At 75.8% G+C, this 17,537-nt stretch carries 15 protein-coding genes; 7 read left to right on the top strand and 8 right to left on the bottom strand.

Annotated elements, in window-relative coordinates:
• Positions 1-60 precede the first annotated feature (60 nt).
• A complete protein-coding gene (locus DQ241_RS00455; RefSeq protein ID WP_233492111.1) occupies positions 61-1,527 on the top strand; it encodes a serine/threonine-protein kinase in 1,467 nt (488 codons plus the stop codon).
• Between the two features lie 3 nt (positions 1,528-1,530).
• Here the strand turns inward: DQ241_RS00455 and DQ241_RS00450 are convergent, their stop codons facing one another.
• Positions 1,531-2,262 (bottom strand): hypothetical protein, encoded by a 732-nt coding sequence (locus DQ241_RS00450; protein WP_113828073.1) that lies wholly within the window; start codon positions 2,260-2,262, stop codon positions 1,531-1,533.
• A gap of 119 nt (positions 2,263-2,381) precedes the next feature.
• Here DQ241_RS00450 and DQ241_RS00445 point away from each other — a divergent pair, with 119 nt between their 5' ends.
• A complete protein-coding gene (locus DQ241_RS00445; RefSeq protein ID WP_113828071.1) occupies positions 2,382-3,665 on the top strand; it encodes a competence/damage-inducible protein A in 1,284 nt (427 codons plus the stop codon).
• A 7-nt stretch (positions 3,666-3,672) separates the two neighbouring features.
• On the opposite strand, the gene DQ241_RS20735 is transcribed toward DQ241_RS00445, so the two are convergent.
• The 4 genes from DQ241_RS20735 to DQ241_RS00430 all read right to left on the bottom strand — a co-directional run bounded on the left by DQ241_RS20735 (position 3,673) and on the right by DQ241_RS00430 (position 7,420).
• A complete protein-coding gene (locus DQ241_RS20735) occupies positions 3,673-3,831 on the bottom strand; it encodes a hypothetical protein (protein ID WP_199583944.1) in 159 nt (52 codons plus the stop codon).
• 33 nt (positions 3,832-3,864) lie between these two features.
• Positions 3,865-4,722, bottom strand: a complete 858-nt coding sequence (locus DQ241_RS00440; RefSeq protein WP_233492110.1) for a class E sortase — start codon at positions 4,720-4,722, stop codon at positions 3,865-3,867.
• Positions 4,723-4,918: 196 nt separating this feature from the next.
• Entirely contained in the window at positions 4,919-6,202 is a 1,284-nt protein-coding gene (locus tag DQ241_RS00435) for a hypothetical protein (protein WP_113828069.1), read from the bottom strand.
• 216 nt (positions 6,203-6,418) lie between these two features.
• Positions 6,419-7,420 carry a hypothetical protein gene (locus tag DQ241_RS00430; RefSeq protein ID WP_113828067.1) on the bottom strand — a complete coding sequence of 334 codons (1,002 nt, stop codon included), beginning with the start codon at positions 7,418-7,420 and terminating at the stop codon, positions 6,419-6,421.
• 200 nt (positions 7,421-7,620) lie between these two features.
• Here DQ241_RS00430 and DQ241_RS00425 point away from each other — a divergent pair, with 200 nt between their 5' ends.
• From DQ241_RS00425 to DQ241_RS00410, 4 genes are all read left to right on the top strand, one after another.
• Positions 7,621-9,249: an acyl-CoA dehydrogenase family protein gene (locus tag DQ241_RS00425; RefSeq protein ID WP_113828065.1), complete on the top strand. Its 1,629-nt coding sequence runs from the start codon at positions 7,621-7,623 to the stop codon at positions 9,247-9,249.
• A 124-nt stretch (positions 9,250-9,373) separates the two neighbouring features.
• The gene (locus DQ241_RS00420) at positions 9,374-11,479 is read left to right on the top strand and encodes a bifunctional diguanylate cyclase/phosphodiesterase (protein WP_113828063.1); all 2,106 of its coding nucleotides are present in this window, start codon (positions 9,374-9,376) and stop codon (positions 11,477-11,479) included.
• A 101-nt stretch (positions 11,480-11,580) separates the two neighbouring features.
• Positions 11,581-12,294: an NYN domain-containing protein gene (locus tag DQ241_RS00415; protein WP_233492109.1), complete on the top strand. Its 714-nt coding sequence runs from the start codon at positions 11,581-11,583 to the stop codon at positions 12,292-12,294.
• A 277-nt stretch (positions 12,295-12,571) separates the two neighbouring features.
• A complete protein-coding gene (locus DQ241_RS00410) occupies positions 12,572-13,210 on the top strand; it encodes a flagellar brake protein (protein WP_158545842.1) in 639 nt (212 codons plus the stop codon).
• A gap of 7 nt (positions 13,211-13,217) precedes the next feature.
• Here the strand turns inward: DQ241_RS00410 and DQ241_RS00405 are convergent, their stop codons facing one another.
• Positions 13,218-13,730, bottom strand: a complete 513-nt coding sequence (locus tag DQ241_RS00405; protein WP_113828865.1) for an ATP-binding protein — start codon at positions 13,728-13,730, stop codon at positions 13,218-13,220.
• 126 nt (positions 13,731-13,856) lie between these two features.
• On the opposite strand from DQ241_RS00405, the gene DQ241_RS00400 reads away from it, so the two are divergent.
• Complete coding sequence (locus tag DQ241_RS00400; RefSeq protein ID WP_113828057.1) at positions 13,857-14,543, top strand: GAF and ANTAR domain-containing protein; 687 nt, start codon at positions 13,857-13,859, stop codon at positions 14,541-14,543.
• On the opposite strand, the gene DQ241_RS00395 is transcribed toward DQ241_RS00400, so the two are convergent.
• Entirely contained in the window at positions 14,540-15,484 is a 945-nt protein-coding gene (locus DQ241_RS00395; protein WP_113828055.1) for a nucleoside hydrolase, read from the bottom strand. The genes DQ241_RS00400 and DQ241_RS00395 overlap by 4 nt on opposite strands.
• Positions 15,485-15,515: 31 nt before the next feature.
• A complete protein-coding gene (locus DQ241_RS00390) occupies positions 15,516-16,877 on the bottom strand; it encodes an APC family permease (protein ID WP_233492108.1) in 1,362 nt (453 codons plus the stop codon).
• Positions 16,878-17,537: the final 660 nt, after the last annotated feature.

Here is a 17,537-nt window from a genome sequence, read left to right as displayed (position 1 = left end):
GCGGACGCCAGGCGGTACGACGGACCCCGGACCAGCGTGGGAACCGGAGGGGGTGGGGCGGTGGAGCCGGGGCGACGGCTGCTCGCGGGGCGCTACCGGCTCGAGTCCCTCATCGCCCGCGGTGGCATGGGTCAGGTCTGGCGCGCCCACGACGGCCTGCTCGACCGGCATGTCGCGGTGAAGGTGCTGCGGGCCGAGTACAGCGGCGACGAGACGTTCCTCGCCCGCTTCCGCGCCGAGGCACACCACGCCGCCCTGGTCAGCCACCCCGGCATCGCGGCCCTGCACGACTACGGCGAGCTGCCACCGGACGAGGCCGGTGAGCAGCTGGCCTTCCTGGTCATGGAGCTCGTCGACGGTGAGGCCCTGTCGGAGCTGCTGGCCCGCGAGGGGCGGCTCGACGCCGCCCGCACGCTGGCCCTGCTGCGGTCGACCGCCGAGGCCCTCGCGGCGGCCCACGCCGCCGGCCTCGTGCACCGGGACGTCAAGCCGGGCAACGTGCTCGTCGCCCGCGACGGCGGCGTGAAGATCACCGACTTCGGTATCGCGTGGTCGGCGTCGAGTGCGCCGCTCACCCGCACGGGGCAGGTCGTGGGGACCGCCCACTACCTGGCCCCCGAGCAGGCGGCCGGGCACCGGGCCGGACCGGCCAGCGACGTCTACGCCCTCGGCCTGATCGGCTACGAGTGCCTGGCCGGGCAGCGCGCGTTCGACGGCGAGAACTCCGTGCAGATCGCTCTCATGCAGCTGCGCCAGGCGCCGCCGCCCCTGCCCGACGACGTCCCCGCTCCGGTGCGGGCGCTCGTCGAGCGGGCGCTGACCAAGGACCCGGCGGGCCGGTTCGCCGACGGCGCCGCCTTCCTCGCCGCGATCGACGACGTCCTCGCGGGCCGCCCGCTGGCGTCCGCTCCCCCGGCGGGCACCGCACCGCTGCCCCTCGGCGGGCGGACGGCCGCACGGCGCTCGACCCGCGTCCTCGCCCCGGTGGCCGCGCTGCTGGTCGGCGCGGGCCTGGCGCTCGCCGGGCTGCAGCTGACCTCCGCCGGTGCCGAGGGGGCGCCGGTGGACCTGCCGGTGCAGGCGGCGGAGGACGACGCCGCGACGGCGGTCGTGCTCGTCGCCGAGGACTGGCTGGGCCGCCCGGTGGGCGAGGTCGAGGCGGAGCTGGGCGCTCTCGGCCTGCAGGTCACCCGGGAACCCGAGACCACGTCGGCGGCCGAACCGGGGGCGGTGACGGCGATCGGGCCCACGGGCGCGGTGCTCCCGGGCGCCGTCGTCACCGTCCGGTACGCGGTCGCCCCGGACGCACCCGCGGCAGAGGCACCGGTGCCGGGCGGGGCGGCGCAGGTGGGGGCCGGCGTGCCCGCGCCGGCGGCGCCTGCCCCGGCGGCCCCGGCTCCGGCGGTCCCGGGCCCGGCCGGCGCGGGCCAGCAGGCGACGCCGGCCGACCCGCCGGGCCGGGGCCAGCCGGGTGTGCCCGGCAACGGGGCCGCGCGGGGCAAGAACCCCGGCAACGGCCGGTCCTGACGGTCAGCGGCGCCGGGCCGGGCCCGTCCACAGCGCGGCACCGAGGCAGCCCAGCGCGGCGGTGAGCAGGAAGCCGCGGTCACCGGCGACGACCGGCAGCACGACCAGCACCCAGAACACCGCCAGCCCGACCAGACCACCGACGGCGATCCGCCAGCCGGTGCCCGCGCCCAGGCGGGACGCGCCGGGCAGCGCCGTCGACCCCGCCAGGCCGAGCACCGTGCAGGCGGTGGCGAACGCCGACCACAGCGGCAGCTCCGACCAGAACGACTCGCCGCCGAAGCGCAGGCCCAGACCGAGCTGCAGCAGCACCAGCGCGAGGACGACGAGCCCGGCGCTGATCAGCCCCGCGCGGTCCCGGGGCGGCCGCGCGACGGTGGTCGTCGCCGTCCGGTCGGGGTCGTCGTCCAGCGAGTGCGGCCAGACGCTGGTGGTGTCGCTGCCCGCCGCGGACGCCCCAGGCGCCTCCGCGACCTGCGGCGGCGGAGGCGGGGTGGTCGGCGGTCCGGGGACGAAGTCCACCGGCCCGGTCGGCTGCGGTCCCGGGGCCGCCTCGGCGACCGGCTGGACCGGCGGGGGCGCGGTCGCCCCCGGGTGCGGCGGGAGCTGGCCGCCGCCCGGCGGCACCACCGGGATCTCCTGCGTGGTCGGCTGGGACCGCGCCGGCGCGGGGGCCGGCGGCGGCGGCAACGACGGCTGGGGGACCGACGGCTGGTGGTCGGACGGCGAACTCACGGGTCCTCCTCGCGCGCTCCGGTGGTCCGGCGGGCGGACCGGGTCACCGACGACCGTATCCGCGCCACCTCCGGCGACCGGTCAGGCGCCCCGGCGGTGACGGCTCTAGGGTCGGCCGGGTGACCCCCCGCGCCGGCATCGTCGTCACCGGGACCGAGGTGCTCACCGGCCGGGTGGCCGATGCGAACGGGCCGTGGCTGGCCGAGCAGCTGCGGCGGCTGGGCGTCGACGTGGGGCACGTCGTGGTGGTCGGCGACCGGCCCGACGACCTGCGGGCCGCGCTCGGCTTCCTCGCATCCACCGGTGTCGCGCTGGTGATCACCACGGGCGGGCTCGGCCCCACGGCCGACGACCTCACCGCCGAGGTGGTGGGCGGCTTCCAGGGCCGACCGTCCGCTGTCGACCCCGCGCTGGAGCAGCGGATCGCCGCGGTCGTCGAGCGGCTCTCGGCGCGGCGCGGCTGGCGCTCGGACCCGGCGGCGACGGCGGCGGGCGTGCGCAAGCAGGCGCTGGTCCCGGCCGGCGCCGCGGTGCTCGAGCCGGTGGGCACGGCGCCGGGGCTCGTCGTCCCCCCGCCGGAGGCCGGTGCCGGGCCGGTGGTGCTGGTGCTGCCCGGGCCGCCGGCGGAGCTGCGCGGGATGTGGCCGGCCGCCGTGGCGGCCGAACCGGTGCACCGGGTGCTCGCGGGCGCCTCCGAGCTGCGGCAGGAGACCGTCCGGCTCTGGGGGACGCTCGAGGCGCAGCTCGCGGTCACGCTCCGCGAGGCGGAGCCGGAGCTCGCCGGCCTGGAGATCACCACCTGCCTGCGCGAGGGCGAGCTGGAGATCGTCAGCCGGTTCGCCCCGGAGTCGCAGCCCGCCCACGACCGGCTGGTGGCGGTGCTCCGGGAGCGGCACGGCGAGACCCTCTTCTCCACCGGGCCCGGGCTCGACGAGCTCGTGGCCGGGGCCCTGGTCGAGCGCGGGCTGACCGTGGCCACCGCCGAGTCGTGCACCGGCGGGCTGCTGGCCGCCCGGCTGACGGCGCGGGCCGGCTCGTCGGCCTACGTGCTCGGCGGGGTGACCGCCTACGCCGACGCCGCGAAGCGGGACCTGCTCGGCGTTCCGGCCGGGCTGCTCGCCGCGCACGGCGCGGTCAGCGCGGAGGTGGCCGGGGCACTGGCCGACGGCGCCCGCGAGCGGTTCGGCGCCGACGTCGGCGTCGGGATCACCGGCATCGCCGGGCCCGGCGGGGGGACGGCCGAGAAACCGGTCGGCACGGTGCACCTGTGCGTCGCCGGGCCGGACACCCGGGAGTCGCGCGCGTTGCGGCTGCCCGGCTCGCGGACCGCCGTCCGGGACAGGTCCGTCACCATGGCGCTGCACCTGCTCCGGCAGGTGCTGCTGGGTGGCCCGCCCGCCTGAGCCGGGCTCAGCTGCCGACGGTCACCGAGGTGAAGGGCAACCGCGGCTCCACCCACGGGAAGACGACGAAGAGCAGCAGGGCGACGACGGCGAGCACCAGCACGAGCGCCTGCGCCGTGCGCAGCGCGGCGCCGCCGGGCAGGTGGCGCCAGATCCAGCCGTACATCGGTTCCTCCGGGTGGTGGGGGTGCGGAGCGGATCAGCCGGCCAGCGCGGCCGGACCGTCGGGTGCGGCCGCCTTGCTGATCGGCGCCCCGTCGAGCCGGGCGTGGAGGATCAGCCGCTGCGCCGCGGAGTACCTGGGGTGGCAGGTGGTCAGCGTCAGGTACGCGCCGGTCGGCTCGCCCCCGCCGGGGGTGGGCGCGATGACCGACACCTGCGACGGTCGGACGACCTCACGGCCGGGGATGCCGGTGGGGTCACCGGTGAACTCGCCGGTGGCCGGGTCGCCCAGCACGCGGTAGACGAACCAGGAGTCGGCGGTCTCCACGACGATCGCGTCGCCGGGGCGCATCCTGTCCAGGTCCAGGAACGGGGAGCCCCGCCCGACGCGGTGCCCGGCCACGGAGAAGTTGCCCTGCTCGCCGGGCATCGCGGTGTCGACGTAGTGCCCGGGGCCCTGCTCCAGCTGCACCTCGGAGGAGCCCTGCACCACGACCCGGGCGTAGTCGTCGCCCAGCCGCGGGATGTGCAGGATCGCGAAGGGGTCGCCGATGCCGGCCTCGATCGGCGCCGGGGTGTGCGTGGGCGGGGCCGACCCGTCGGCGGGTGGGGTGCCCTCCGTCGGGTCCGTGGCCCCCGGGGTGTCGAGGGCGGGAGATCCGGCCCACTGGTCCTGGAGCTGCTCGGTGAGCCGGTCCTGGGCCCGCGCGGCCAGCAGGTCGGTGACCCAGAGCTGGTAGACGACGAAGAGCAGCGCCACCAGGCCGAGGGTGATCAGCGTCTGGCTGATCCCGCGGACGACCGTGCGGGCGACGTCGCCGCTCGACCGGTGACGCGCCGGCGGCTCGTCGCGCGGGTCGGTGGCCGGGGCCTCCACGTCCAGCGTGCTGCTCACGGCGCTCGCCTCTCCGTGTCGTTGCGCTCGGGTGCGGGTACGCGTGCGGCAGGATCCCTGCCTCGTGGGTCCGGCACCTCGTGGGTGAGGTGGTCGGGACGCCGCCTGCCGGGGGCAACCGGCAGGCGACGTCCCGCGGTGGAGCCCGGCCCGCCGCCCGGAGTGGTCCCGGGCGGCAGGCCGGTGGATCAGACCGTCAGACCAGCTCGGCCCGACGGCGGGCGGCGAAGGCCAGGCCCGTGCCGGCGGTGAGGGCGATGAGCCCCACCGTCAGCGGGACCGAGACCTCGGCGCGGGTGTAGGCCAGCTGACCGGACGGCTGCGCCGCGCTCAGCTGCTTGGCCACCGGGGCCACGGTCTGGTGGACCGGCGCGGCCGCGACCGGCTTGGCCACCGGAGCCGCCGGAGCCGGAGCCGGAGCCGGAGCCGGAGCCGGCTTGGCCTCCGGCAGCTTGCAGGTCCACTCCGCGGCGTTGCCGGCAGCGGCGTTGTTCGAGCAGGTCACGGTGCCGCCGTTCGCCTCGGCGATGATGTTGATGACGACGTTGATGTTCTGGTCGCAGTACACGTCGCCCTTCACCGAGGAGCAGTACAGCGTGTTGCCGTTACCGGCGACCACGTCGATCGTCGGGTCACCACCGCTGGCATCGACGTCCCCCGTGTCCGCGTCGTTCTCCACGTGGTTGCGGGCGTCGATGTCCTGCTCGTTCCAGCTGTCGGCGTCGCCGTGCCGGCCGCTGCCGCCGGTGGTCACCGAGGTGATGCCACCGGCCGCGTTCGCCTCGTTGTGCGCGCCGTTGCCGGCCGAGGCGTTGTTGCTGTCGTACACGTGGCCGCCGTCGGCCTCCACCGAGACGTTGACCTCGGTGTCGACCGCCTGGTCGGCGTGGACGTCGCCGTACCAGCTGTGGGCGTCCACCTCGTTGCCGTTGCCGGCGAGCACACCGACGGAGGGGCTGCCGCCGCCGGCGTCGATGTCGCCGGTGTCGGCGTCGTTGTCGACGTCGTTGCGCGCGTCGACGTCCTGCTCGTTCCAGCTGTCGGCGTCGCCACCGAGCTTGCCGGAGCCGCCGGTGGTGGTGGAGTCGATGCTGCTCGAGGCGTTCGCCTCGTTGGTCGCGCCGTTGCCCGCGGAGGCGTCGTTGCTGCCGCTCACGGTGCCGCCGCCGGCCTCGACCGCGATGTTCACCACGGTCGTGACGTCCTGCGAGGCGTGGACGTCGCCCTTGCCGCTGGAGGCGTCGACGCTGTTGCCGTTGCCGGCGATCACGCCGACCGACGGGCTGCCGCCGCCGGCGTCGACGTCGCCGGAGTCGGCGCTGTTGTCGACGTGGTTGGTCGCGGAGACGTCCTGGACGTTGGTGCTGGTGGCGTCACCGCTCGGGCCGGCCGTGGTCGACGTGACCTCGCCCGCGGCGTTCGCAGCCCCTTCGGATGCGCCTGCCACCGCCTCGCCGAGGAAGAAGATCCCCCCGGCCATGCCGGCAATGGCGAGGCCATTGCGCACTGTTCGTTTCATCTGGGTGCGTTCCTTCGTGGGTGTGGTGTGGGTGTGGGTTGCGGTGCTGCCGCGCGGGCCTGGCCAAGCGGGCGCGGGTGGTGCGGTGATCTGCAGATCAGGGGCAGCGGCACGAGGTCGTGGTGCGCCCCCCGTGGCGCACCTGTGACGGGTGCCTGCTGGCGAGGGATCCGACGGTCAGTCGGGGCGCGTGCCGGGGTCGTCGGCGGGGCCGCCGATCGAGCCCGAGACCTGCGCGGGGGCCCCGGCGCCGAGCGCGGGGGCCGGGGCGGCGGGCGCGCTCAGCACGGCCGCCGCGAGGGTGGGGGTTCCGCCGGTGGCGCCCTGGCCGGCGCCCTGGGCGCTGCATCCGCCCACCGCGCCGACGGCCGAGGGGGCCGGGGGCAGGGGGAGCAGCGGGGCCGTGGGGGCCACGGGCTCGGGGGGCAGCTGCGCCGCGTCCTGCAGGACGGGGACGACGGGAGCCGGAGCGGCGTCGGCCGTCGCGCCGCGCGCCTCGGTGCGCGGCGCGGTCGTCGTGGCCGTCGTCCCCGTACCGGCGGAGGCGGCCCGGGCCTGGTCCGCCTGCTCCTGCTCGGTGCGGTCGGGGAGCGCCGCGGCGTGCTGCTCCGGTGCGTCGGCGGCGCACGGGGCAGCGGGAGCCGACCCGCCGGCCGTGGCGCAGCGGGCGGCAGCCGGCGGTTCGGCCACCGGCGGGGCCGGCGTCGTCGCATCCGGCTCGGTGGCCGCGGCGGACGGCGCGGAGGGGGGCGCGGTGGCCGGATCGGTGGACGGCTCGGTGGACGTCGTCGCCGGCTGCGTGGTGCCGTCGCCCTGCGTGGGGGCGTCGTCGGTGGCAGTGCTCGTCGTGGTGGTCGTCCCCTCGCCACTGCTGGAGCCGGGCGTGACGTCGGGGTCGGTCGTGGTGGCCGACGAGTCGGTCCGGGTCTGGCCGGGAGGCTCCTCGGGGGAGCTCCCTGCCGGCGGAGGAGGCGGCACCTCGGCCGTCTGAGCTGCGGTTTCCTGTTCAGCAGGGGTGTCGACCGCGGCGGGTTCCGCACCCCGTGCGACGTCGGCGGCCGCGGTCAGACCCGCGTAGACGCCGGCGCCGAGCATCCCGGCCACGAGCGCCCGCCGGGCCCAGGACCAGGCGACGGCGGGCAGGGCCCCTCCGTCGTCGGCACCCTGGGTGGCGGTCATGGCGCGGACCGTAGGAACCGTTCCGTCTCGGCCGCCAGACGGTTGCGCACCGCATTCGTTCCGGACGGTGTGTCCACTCCGTTAGCTCGCACGGGTGAACGCAGAGCGTGATCTGGATCACCTGCGGTTCATCGGGCTGTCGCTCGTCGTCGATCGCAGATCCACGCTCTGCTACCGGTCGGGCGTCGTACGGTGCCCGCATGAGCGCCACCCACGAGGTCACCAACCAGGTGCCGCCGCTCGTCGGGCACGACCCGATCGCCGACGACGTCGCGCTGTCCGAGGCGTGCCTGCGGCACGCCGACGCCGCGGCGCTCGCCTCGCTCGGCGAGCTGGGACGGCTGGCCGGCAGCGAGCAGGCGCAGGAGTGGGGACGGCTGGCCAACGAGAACCCGCCGCGGCTGCGCACCCACGACCGGTACGGGCACCGGATCGACGAGGTGGAGTTCCACCCGGCCTGGCACGAGCTCATGCGCACGGCCACCGAGCACGGCCTGGCCGGTGCCCCGTGGGCCGACCAGCAGGCAGGGGACGCGCACGCGCACGTCCGCCGGGCGGTCGGGTACCTGGGGTGGACGCAGGTGGAGATGGGCCACGGCTGCCCGGTGACCATGACCTACGCGGTCGTGCCCGCGCTGCGCCGCGCCCCCGCGCTGGCGGCACGCTACGAGCCGGGACTGACCGCGCGGGCCTACCAGTTCGGGCTGGCCGAGCCGACCGGCAAGGCAGGCCTGGTCGCCGGCATGGGCATGACCGAGAAGCAGGGCGGCTCGGACGTGCGCGCCAACACCACGCGCGCGGTCGCCCGGCCCGACGGCTCCTACCGGCTGACCGGCCACAAGTGGTTCACCTCGGCGCCGATGAGCGACCTGTTCCTGGTCCTGGCGCAGCTCGAGGAGGGCGTCTCGTGCTTCCTCGTGCCGCGGGTGCTGCCCGACGGCAGCCGCAACGTGTTCCACGTGCAACGTCTCAAGGACAAGCTCGGCGACCGGTCCAACGCCTCCAGCGAGGTGGAGTTCGACGGGACCACCGGCTGGCTGGTCGGCGAGCCGGGGCGCGGGGTGCCGGCGATCATCGAGATGGTCAACACGACCCGCCTGGACTGCGTGCTCGGCTCGGCGGCCACCGTGCGCGCCGCCCTGACCCAGGCGGTGCACCACGCCCGGCACCGCAGCGCCTTCGGGGCGCTGCTGGTCGACCAGCCCCTGATGCGCAACGTCCTGGCCGACCTCGCCGTCGAGAGCGAGGCGGCCACCGCGCTGGCGATCCGGCTCGCGGCAGCGGTGGACGCGGGGGAGTCCGCGTTCCTCCGGCTCGCGGGTGCCGCGGCGAAGTTCTGGGTGTGCAAGCGCACCCCGGGCGTCGTCGCGGAGGCCATGGAGGTGTTGGGCGGCAACGGCTACGTGGAGGACTCCGGGCTGCCCCGGCTGTACCGCCAGTCGCCGCTGAACTCCATCTGGGAGGGCTCGGGCAACGTCATCGCCCTCGACGTGCTGCGGGCGATGGGTCGCTCGTCGGACTCGCTGGCCGCCGTCACCGAGGAGATCGAACTGGCCCGGGGGCTCGACGCGCGGTTCGACGCGGCGGTGAAGCGGCTCTCCGCCGAGCTCGGCGACCCCGAGGCGCTGCCGCTGCGGGCCCGCCGGATCGCCGGCCTGCTGGCCCTGTGCCTGCAGGGCTCGCTGCTGCTCCGGTTCACCCCGGCGCCGGTCGCCGACGCGTTCTGCGCCTCCCGCCTGGGCGGGGACTGGGGTGCGGTGCTGGGGACCCTGCCCGCCGGGACCGACGTGGCGGGCATCGTCGCGCGCTCGTCGGTCGAGGCTGTCTGAGTGCTCGGCCCGGGCGCTAGGCTCGACGCCGGACCGCCTCCCGTCGACGACCCGGGAGACGGTTCCGTACCGTTATCTCCGCCGGTGCGGACCCAGCAGAACCAGCGGACGGAGTGCGGGCAGCGTGCGACCTGACGACGGCCCAGGTCCGGGGGGACCCGGACCGCTCGCCGCCGTCCCCGATGCGATCTACCGGCTCGACGCCGAGGGCCGCTTCACCTACGTGAACGCCGCCGCCGAGCAGTTCCTCGAGCACCCCGCCGAGGAGCTCGTCGGCCGTCGCGCGGGCGAGGTCTTCCCGTACATGGTCGAGTCGCTGGCCCAGGAGAAGTACCTCGAGGTGCTGGCGGACGGCCGGCCGCGGGAGTTCGAGTACTACTACGAACCGCAGGGGCGCTGGTACGAGGTCCGCGTCTTCGCCGACCCGCCCGGTGTCTCCGTCTTCTTCCGCGACGTCGACCAGCGTCACCGCACCGAGGCCGCGCGGGAGGCGGAGCTGCGCCGGCTCAGCTCGGTGCTGGAGGCGCTCCCGTCGGCGACGGTGCTGGTCGACGAGGACTTCCGGATCCTCACCGGGAACCGGCGGTGGGCGGCCACCCTCGCCGTCCCGTCCCGGTCGGTGGGCGTGCCGGGCACCGACTACCGCGCGGCGGTCACGCTGGGCGTCTCGCCGACCGACAGCAGCGCCATCGAGGCCGGCCTCCGCCGGCTGCTCGACCCCGCCGCCGACGGCGCCGTCCAGCCCTTCGAGCACGAGTTCCCGCGGTCCACCCCGACCACGAACGCCTGGTACCGGCTCCAGGCGGCCCGGGTCGACGGCGCCGCCCGCGCCGTGGTGACCCACACCGACATCACCGAGCGGGTCCGCGGCGAGCAGGCGCTGGCCTGGCGGGCCCGGCACGACGACCTCACCGGGCTGCCGAACCGCGCGACCCTGCTCGACGCGATGAGCGAGGCGCTGGCCGCGGTCCCCGAGGAGGGGGGTGTGGCGCTGCTGATGATCGACCTCGACGGGTTCAAGACGATCAACGACTCGCTGGGGCACGGCATCGGCGACGCGCTCCTGCGCCAGGTCGGCGACCGGCTCACCGAGACGCTGCGCCCGGGGGACTCCGTGGGCCGGCTGGGTGGCGACCAGTTCGTCGTCCTCGCCCGCAGGTGCGACGACTCGGAGGCGGCCGCCCTGGCCTTCCGGTTGCAGGAGATCTTCGTGCGGCCCTTCGTCGCCACCGGCATCTCGGTCCCGCTGTCGGCCAGCATCGGCGTGGCGGTGGCCCGGCCCGGGATGCGCGACGGGCACGAGCTGCTCAGCGACGCCGACGCCGCGATGTTCGCCGCCAAGAGCATGGGCCGCGACCGCGTGCACCTGTTCTCGCCCGGGCTCCGGGAGGCCGCCCGCTGGCGGCTGGAGGTGGCCACCCGGCTGCGGGACGAGGCGATCGACCAGCTGGTCGTGCACTACCAGCCCATCGTGCGGCTGGACACGGGCGCGGTCGAGGGCGTGGAGGCGCTCGTGCGCTGGCAGCACCCCGAGCGGGGGCTGCTGCCGCCCGACTCCTTCCTGTCGGTCGCCGAGGAGACGGGGCAGGTCATCCCGATCACCCGGTGGCTGCTGGTGGAGACGACCCGCCGTGCCGTGGAGTGGGCGGCGCAGGGGCTGCCGCTGCGCATGTCGGTCAACATCAGCGCCCGGCACTTCTCCGCCGAGACCCTCGTGCGCGACGTCCGCACGGCGCTGCACGAGTCCGGGCTGCCCGCCGAGCAGCTCGTCCTCGAGCTCACCGAGACCAGCGTCGCGGAGGACCCGACCCGGGCCGAGGACCAGCTCTCCGTGCTGCGCCGGCTCGGCGTCCGCGTGGCCATCGACGACTTCGGCACCGGCTGGTCCTCGCTGGCCCAGCTGTTCGCCCTGCCCGTCGGCACGCTGAAGATCGACCGGTCGCTGCTGACCGCCGCCGAGCAGGTGACCGGGGGCGACGGCGGCGCGGTGCTGGCGGCGATCGTCGGCCTCACCCGGACACTGGGGATCCGGTCGGTCGCCGAGGGCGTGGAGACCGTCGACCACCTGCGCATGGTGCGGGCGGCGGGGTGCGACCTGGCGCAGGGCTGGCTGCTCGGGCACCCGATGCCGGCCGACGAGGTCCCCCGGTACGTGCGCGCCGTCCAGGAGGCGGGGGGCGACCTCTGCGCGTTGGCGGTGGCCGGCACCCCGGTGACGTCGCTGCGGTGAGCGTGCGCCGCATCGCCCGCCGGGCCACCTCTCCTGCCGGACCGCCCGCCGGACCCCCCGCCGGTGCCGCGGACCGGGTGCCCGACGGGCAGACTGCACCCGTGCAGGACACCTCGATCGCCGATCAGCCCGACGTCGTCGCCGGCGAGCCGGCCCCCGCCGCCGACGGCGGCCCGGTGCGCCCGCCGCTGGACCTGCTGATCTGGGACGCCCCGAACATCGACATGACCCTGTCGACGGTCATCGGGGCCCGGCCGACCGCCGCCTCTCGGCCGCGGTTCGACGCGATCGCGGCGTGGTTCGTCGAGGGCGCCGGCGAGGCGGCGGCGCGCACCGGGGACGTGGTCCCCGAGGTCGAGGCCTGCGTCTTCGCCAACATCCCGCCGCAGCCGGGCAGCCTCCAGCGGTGGGTCGAGGCGCTGCGCGGCTTCGGCTACGCCGTCTTCGCCCGGCCGAAGACGCAACCGGACGACGACATCGACCAGGACATGCTCGACCACATCGCCGTCCGGGCGCACAGCCACCAGCTGCGCCGCCTGGTGGTGTTCTCCGGCGACGGCCGCAACTTCGCCGAGCCGCTGGAGGAGCTGGTCCGCAGCGGCACGCGGGTCGTCGTCGTGGCGTTCAGCGAGGTCGCCGGGTACGCGATCGGCTCCGACCTGCTCGAGTTCATCGACATCGAGGACGTCCCCGGGGCCTTCACCGAGCCCCTGGACCGGGTGCGCCTCGACGCCCTCCCGCCGGACGGCGCCTGGCTGCGGCCGACCCGCAGCCTGCGCGACTTCGTCAGCTCCTGGACCGCGCGACGGGGCTGAGCGGGGGATTTCCCGTTCCGCGGAGGCGTTCGGCTCAGGAAACCGGTCGGGTCTGCCGATGGGCCTGCGTGCGGGTGTCCTCCCACGACCGGCTGGTCGCGGCGCTGCGCCGGGGGAACGTGCTCCCCCCGGCCGGGCGACCGCGCGCCGGGGCGGCGCGTCGCACCGGGGCCCGCGGGGTGCTGCGGGCCCGGCCGTTACCGTTCCCCCCGCGCCGCACCCGGCCGCTCGTCGCCGGCACCGCGCGCACTGCACACAGCATCGGAGAGGCACACCCATGACCAGCGAACCCGGCGTCGACCACCCGGAGGAGCAGACCGAGGCCGACGTCACGCTCACCGGCCGGGGCATCTCGATCAGCTCGCGCGTGGAGCTGGTCAACGGTGACGTCGTCGTGGTGCGCCCGTCGGCGGGGGAGTTCGTCGAGCAGGCGGTGGTCAGGCCCGGCGACGCCGTGGAGATCTACTGGAAGGCCAAGGAGACCCGCCGCGCCGTGCCCGCCGAGGTCCTCGACGTCGAGACCGGCACCGTGGTCCGCTGGCGGCTGCGGACCACCGGCCCGGCGGAGGAGAGCCAGCGGCGCACCGCCGTCCGCGGCCGGGTCGCGGTCCCGGTGACCGCCGGCATCGGCGCCGTGGACCTCGCCGGCGAGACCGTCGACCTGAGCGAGAACGGGATGCGGGCCCAGTTCGAGGGGTTCGGCGTGCTGCCCGAGGCCGGGGCCTCGCTGGACCTGACCTTCGAGCTGGAGGACGGCGAGATCCGCACGAAGGCCGAGCTGGTCCGCACCCAGGCCCGGGGCGCGCGCTGGCTGATGTCGATCCGCTTCCTCGGCATCCAGGAGAAGGACCAGGACCGGGTGCGCCGGCGGGTCTTCCAGGCGCTGCGCGAGGAGCGCGCCAAGAGCATCGAGTGATCCCGGCTCAGTCGGGGCGGATCTCGCCCGAGCGGGGCTGGGGGAGCCGCTCGTGCCGGTGCTCGGCCGGCTCCGGCTTGCCCGAGGGCAGCCGGGCCCAGACGTGCTTGCGCCCGGGGCGCCGCTCCCAGCCGTAGGCGGTGGACAGCTGCGCGACCAGGTGCAGCCCCATCCCGCCGAGCGCCGGGTCCCGGTCCACGGCGGGGACCGGCGGGCGGTCGGGCGCCTCGTCGCTCAGGTCGAGCAGCCACCCGGCCGGACCGGCGACGACCAGCGCCCGGACGTCGCCGCCGCCGTGCCGCAGCGCGTTGGACGCGAGCTCCTCGAAGACCAGCAGCAGCCCGTCGCGCGCGTCCTCGGTGGAGGCGGAGGACACCGACGGGTGCGCGATGCGGGCGCGCAGGTCCGACCGGACCCGGGACACGACGTGCATGGCCTCGAGCTGCCAGTGCCACACGTCGCCGGGCACCGAGGGGACGGGGGAGCTGGGCCACGCGTCGTGGGTGGGCTCGTCGGCCATCGCCACCCTTTCGCGTCGGCTGGACCACCGGACCGGTCTGTCCCGGGTGTGCTCATCCTGGCCGATGAGGGACGGGCGCGCGAAGGGGGGCGGGGCAGGCGTGGTCGATCGGGCACAATCCACCCCGTGGACGATCTCTTGCGAGCCCTCAGCCGTGTGGTGCTCGTCGACCGGGACCTCGAGGAGGTCCTCACCGAGATCACCGGGATCGCCGCTCAGGGCATCCCGGGCGCGGAGTCCGTGTCCACCACCCTGCTCCGCGACGACAAGGCCTTCACGGCCGCCCACCACGGCGAGATGGCCCTCCACGCCGACGAGCTCCAGTACGAGGAGGGGTACGGCCCCTGCATGGACGCCGGGCGCGGCGGCGTCGTCCTGCGCATCGACGACACGTCCACCGAGGAGCGCTGGCCGCGCTACGTCCCCCGCGCCCGGGAGGCCGGGGTGCGCAGCTCGCTGTCGGTGCCGCTGCCGTTCCAGGGCACCAGCATCGGCGCGCTGAACATCTACTCGACCCGGCCGGCCGCGTTCGCCTCCGCCGAGTCGCTGGAGGCCGGGCTGGAGGTGGCCGAGGCGATCGCCATCGCCGTCGTGAACGCGACCGCGCACGCCGAGCTCGGGGAGCAGGCCCGCAACCTGCGCCTGGCGATGCAGTCGCGCGCGGTGATCGAGCAGGCGAAGGGCGTGCTCATGGCCCAGCGGCACGTGGACGCCGACCAGGCGTTCGAGATCCTGCGCGAGGCCTCGCAGCGCTACAACCGCAAGCTGCGCGACATCGCCGCCGGCATCGTCGAGGGCACGCAGCCCCGCTAGGCGTCGAGCGAGGCCAGCCGCGAGACCAGGAACTCCACCGCCGCACCGGCGTCCACGGTGGTGGCGACGTCGACCGCGGTCGGCGAGGTGGAGACGCTGCGCTGGTCGACCAGCGTCTGCCCCCGCCCGGCACCCAGCGTGGTGTCGACGACGACGTCACGGCGGACCGTGCCCAGCGTCCCGGGTGCGATCGCCTCGGTGAGCGCCAGCGCGTCGTGCACGACGACGCCCGGGACGCCGTAGGCGTTGCGTGCGTGGTCGACGTACTGCTGCAGGATCGCGGCGGCCGTCGCCCCGATGGGTCCGGCGGCGGCGAACCGGGCGATGCCCTCCTCGGTGAGCACGGTGGGCAGGGTGACGTCCAGCCCGACCAGCACCGTGGGGATCGCCGAGCCGAGCACCGCGGCGGCCGCCTCGGGGTCGGACCAGATGTTGAACTCCGCCGCGGCGGTCACGTTGCCGCCGCGCGCCGCGGAGCCACCCATGACGACGAGCCGGTCGATCCGCTCCGCGGCCTCGGGGTACACGGCCAGCAGCAGCGCGATGTTGGTGAGCGGGCCGATCGGCGCGACGGTGACCGGCTCCGGTGAGCTCATCAGCAGGTCGGCCAGCGCCACGACGGCCGGTCGCGGGTCCACCGACGCGGGCGAGGGCGGCAGCTGCACCCCGCCGAGACCGGCGGCCCCGTGCACGTGCCCCGCCCGCTCGGGCTGCGGGTGGATCAGCGAGGCCCGGGCGCCCGCCGCCACCGGCACGTCGGACCGGCCGGCCAGGTGCAGCACGCGCAGCGCGTTGTCGGTCGTCTGCTCGAGCTCCACGTTGCCGTGCACGGTGGTGACCAGCCGCAGGTCGACCTCCGGGCTGGCCAGGGCCAGCAGGATGGCCAGCGCGTCGTCGATGCCGGGGTCGGTGTCGATCACCAGGGGGATGCGGTCGGGCACCCGCGCATCCTCCCAGCGCCGTCCCGGCGTCCTACCGCCCGGCTCCGACGACGCCGTCGGACGCCGGTTCCACCGGGGCACCGCGCCACCACGGCGCCTGCGCCAGCAGGTGCAGGACGACGCCGACGGCGAGCAGGATCGCCGCCCGCAGCCAGATCTCGGCCTCCTGCTGCCACAGCAGCAGCACGCACGAGGCGACGGCGAGGACGGGGACGACCGCGGGGACCCGGAAGTGGTCCTGCTCCACGCGGTCGGACCGCAGCACCAGGACGGCGATGTTGGTGCTCAGGAAGACGAAGAGCAGCAGCAGGACGACGGTGTTGGCCAGCTCCCCGAGGTCCCCGGTGAGCGTGAGCGCGATGGCCACCAGCGTGGTGACCAGGATCGACACCCACGGGGTGCGGCGGTGCGGCAGGACGCGGGCCAGCGGGCGGGGCAGCAGCCCCTGCTCGGCCATGCCGAACACCAGCCGGCTGGCCATGATCATCGTCAGCAGGGCGCCGTTGGCCACGGCGATCAGGGCGATGGCGCTGAACAGCTCGTCGGGGATGCCGACGTCGGCGGCGCGGACGACCTCCAGCAGCGGGCCGGAGGAGCCGGCGAGCTCGTCCGCGGGCAGCACGACCGAGGCGGCGAGGCCGACGAGCAGGTAGACCACCCCGGCCACCAGCAGCGAGCCGAACAGCGCCCGGGGGTAGACCCGCCGGACGTCGCGCACCTCCTCGGCCACGTTCGCGGAGGTCTCGAAGCCGACGAAGGAGTAGTAGGCCAGGAGCGCGGCGGCCAGCACGCCGGAGGCGACGGAGACGCCGGGCGGGAACTCGGTGACCCGGCCGACGTCGCCGTCGCCCCGGCCCAGGACCAGCGCGCCCAGGACGACGATCAGCACGAGGCCGGACACCTCGATGACGGTCATGACGACGTTGGCCCGCACCGACTCCTTGATGCCCCGGGCGTTGAGCAGCCCGATCAGCACGAGGAACACCACGGCCGCCGGGACAGCCGGCACGTCGAGGAAGACGCCGAGGTAGTCGCCGGCGAAGGCCAGGGCGAGACCGGCGGCGCTCGTGACGCCGGCGGCGAGCATGCAGTAGCCCACGAGGAAGGAGACCGTCGAGCTCTTGAAGGCGCGCTCGGCGAACACCGCCGAGCCACCCGCCTTCGGGTATTTCGTGACCAGTTCCGCGTAGGACGCGGCCGTGAGCAGCGCGAGCACCAGGGCGACCAGCATGGGCAGCCACACCGCGCCGCCGACCTCGCCGGCCATCACGCCGAACAGCGCGTAGATCCCGGCGCCGAGGACGTCGCCCAGGATGAAGAGGAACAGGAGCTTGCCGGTGACGGCGCGACGCAGGCGGGTGTCGTCGGGCGCCGCGGCCTCGGTGGTCTGCACCCGTCGAGTCTGGGAGCGGCGTGGGGGCGCGGCAATTCGGCCCGTCCCCCGTTCGGGGGGCTGCCCGACACGCCGCGCGTGCCGCGGCCTCCCCGGGGTGACCGACCGGGGAACGCTGCATTTCCACGCTCGGGAATTGCTTCTTGTCGACATGTGGCCGCCGCGGGGAATGGGTCACCGGACGCATCGGAATGGCTCCGCAACGGTTGGGTCACGCGCATTCCGGTGGGTGTCGGAAAAGGGCGTCGCACGGGCTCGCGCCGCCTAGTTTTCTCCTTGTCCGCGACACCTTCCCCGGTCGCGGACGCGAACTTCGAGGAGGCGACATGAGCAGCAGCGACCTGGCCGTCCCGGTCAGGGCAGCGCGCCGGGCCGCCCCCTCCGCCGAGCCGGCCCCCGGCTCGCTGGCGGGCCTGATCGACGTCCTGGACCGCGCCGACCGGGCCGTGCTCCTGCAGCGGCTGCGCGCCGCGGAGCGCCGCACGGGCCGCCCGGCGCCGATCCGCTCGGTGCAGCCCGCCCCGGTGGCCCGCCCCGGCCGCGTCCCCACCGCGTCGGCACCGCCGCGGCCCCGGGTCGTCGTCGTCCCGGAGCCCGAGCGCCCGGCCGTCGGCGGCCTCCGCGGCCTGCTGCACCGCGCGGCGATGTGGGGCGCCGGTG

The sequence above is a fragment of the Blastococcus sp. TF02A-30 genome, from assembly GCF_003319185.1.
GTDB lineage: Bacteria > Actinomycetota > Actinomycetes > Mycobacteriales > Geodermatophilaceae > Blastococcus.
This window is presented reverse-complemented; position numbering and strand designations above follow the sequence as displayed.

Excerpts from the sequence above, each read along its gene's own strand:
- DQ241_RS20735 (WP_199583944.1), bottom strand. The coding sequence starts at position 3,831 with ATGTACGGCTGGATCTGGCGCCACCTGCCCGGCGGCGCCGCGCTGCGC.
- DQ241_RS00435 (WP_113828069.1), bottom strand. The coding sequence starts at position 6,202 with ATGGCCGGGGGGATCTTCTTCCTCGGCGAGGCGGTGGCAGGCGCATCC.
- DQ241_RS00430 (WP_113828067.1), bottom strand. The coding sequence starts at position 7,420 with ATGACCGCCACCCAGGGTGCCGACGACGGAGGGGCCCTGCCCGCCGTC.
- DQ241_RS00425 (WP_113828065.1), top strand. The coding sequence starts at position 7,621 with ATGAGCGCCACCCACGAGGTCACCAACCAGGTGCCGCCGCTCGTCGGG.
- DQ241_RS00405 (WP_113828865.1), bottom strand. The coding sequence starts at position 13,730 with ATGGCCGACGAGCCCACCCACGACGCGTGGCCCAGCTCCCCCGTCCCC.
- DQ241_RS00410 (WP_158545842.1), top strand. The coding sequence starts at position 12,572 with ATGACCAGCGAACCCGGCGTCGACCACCCGGAGGAGCAGACCGAGGCC.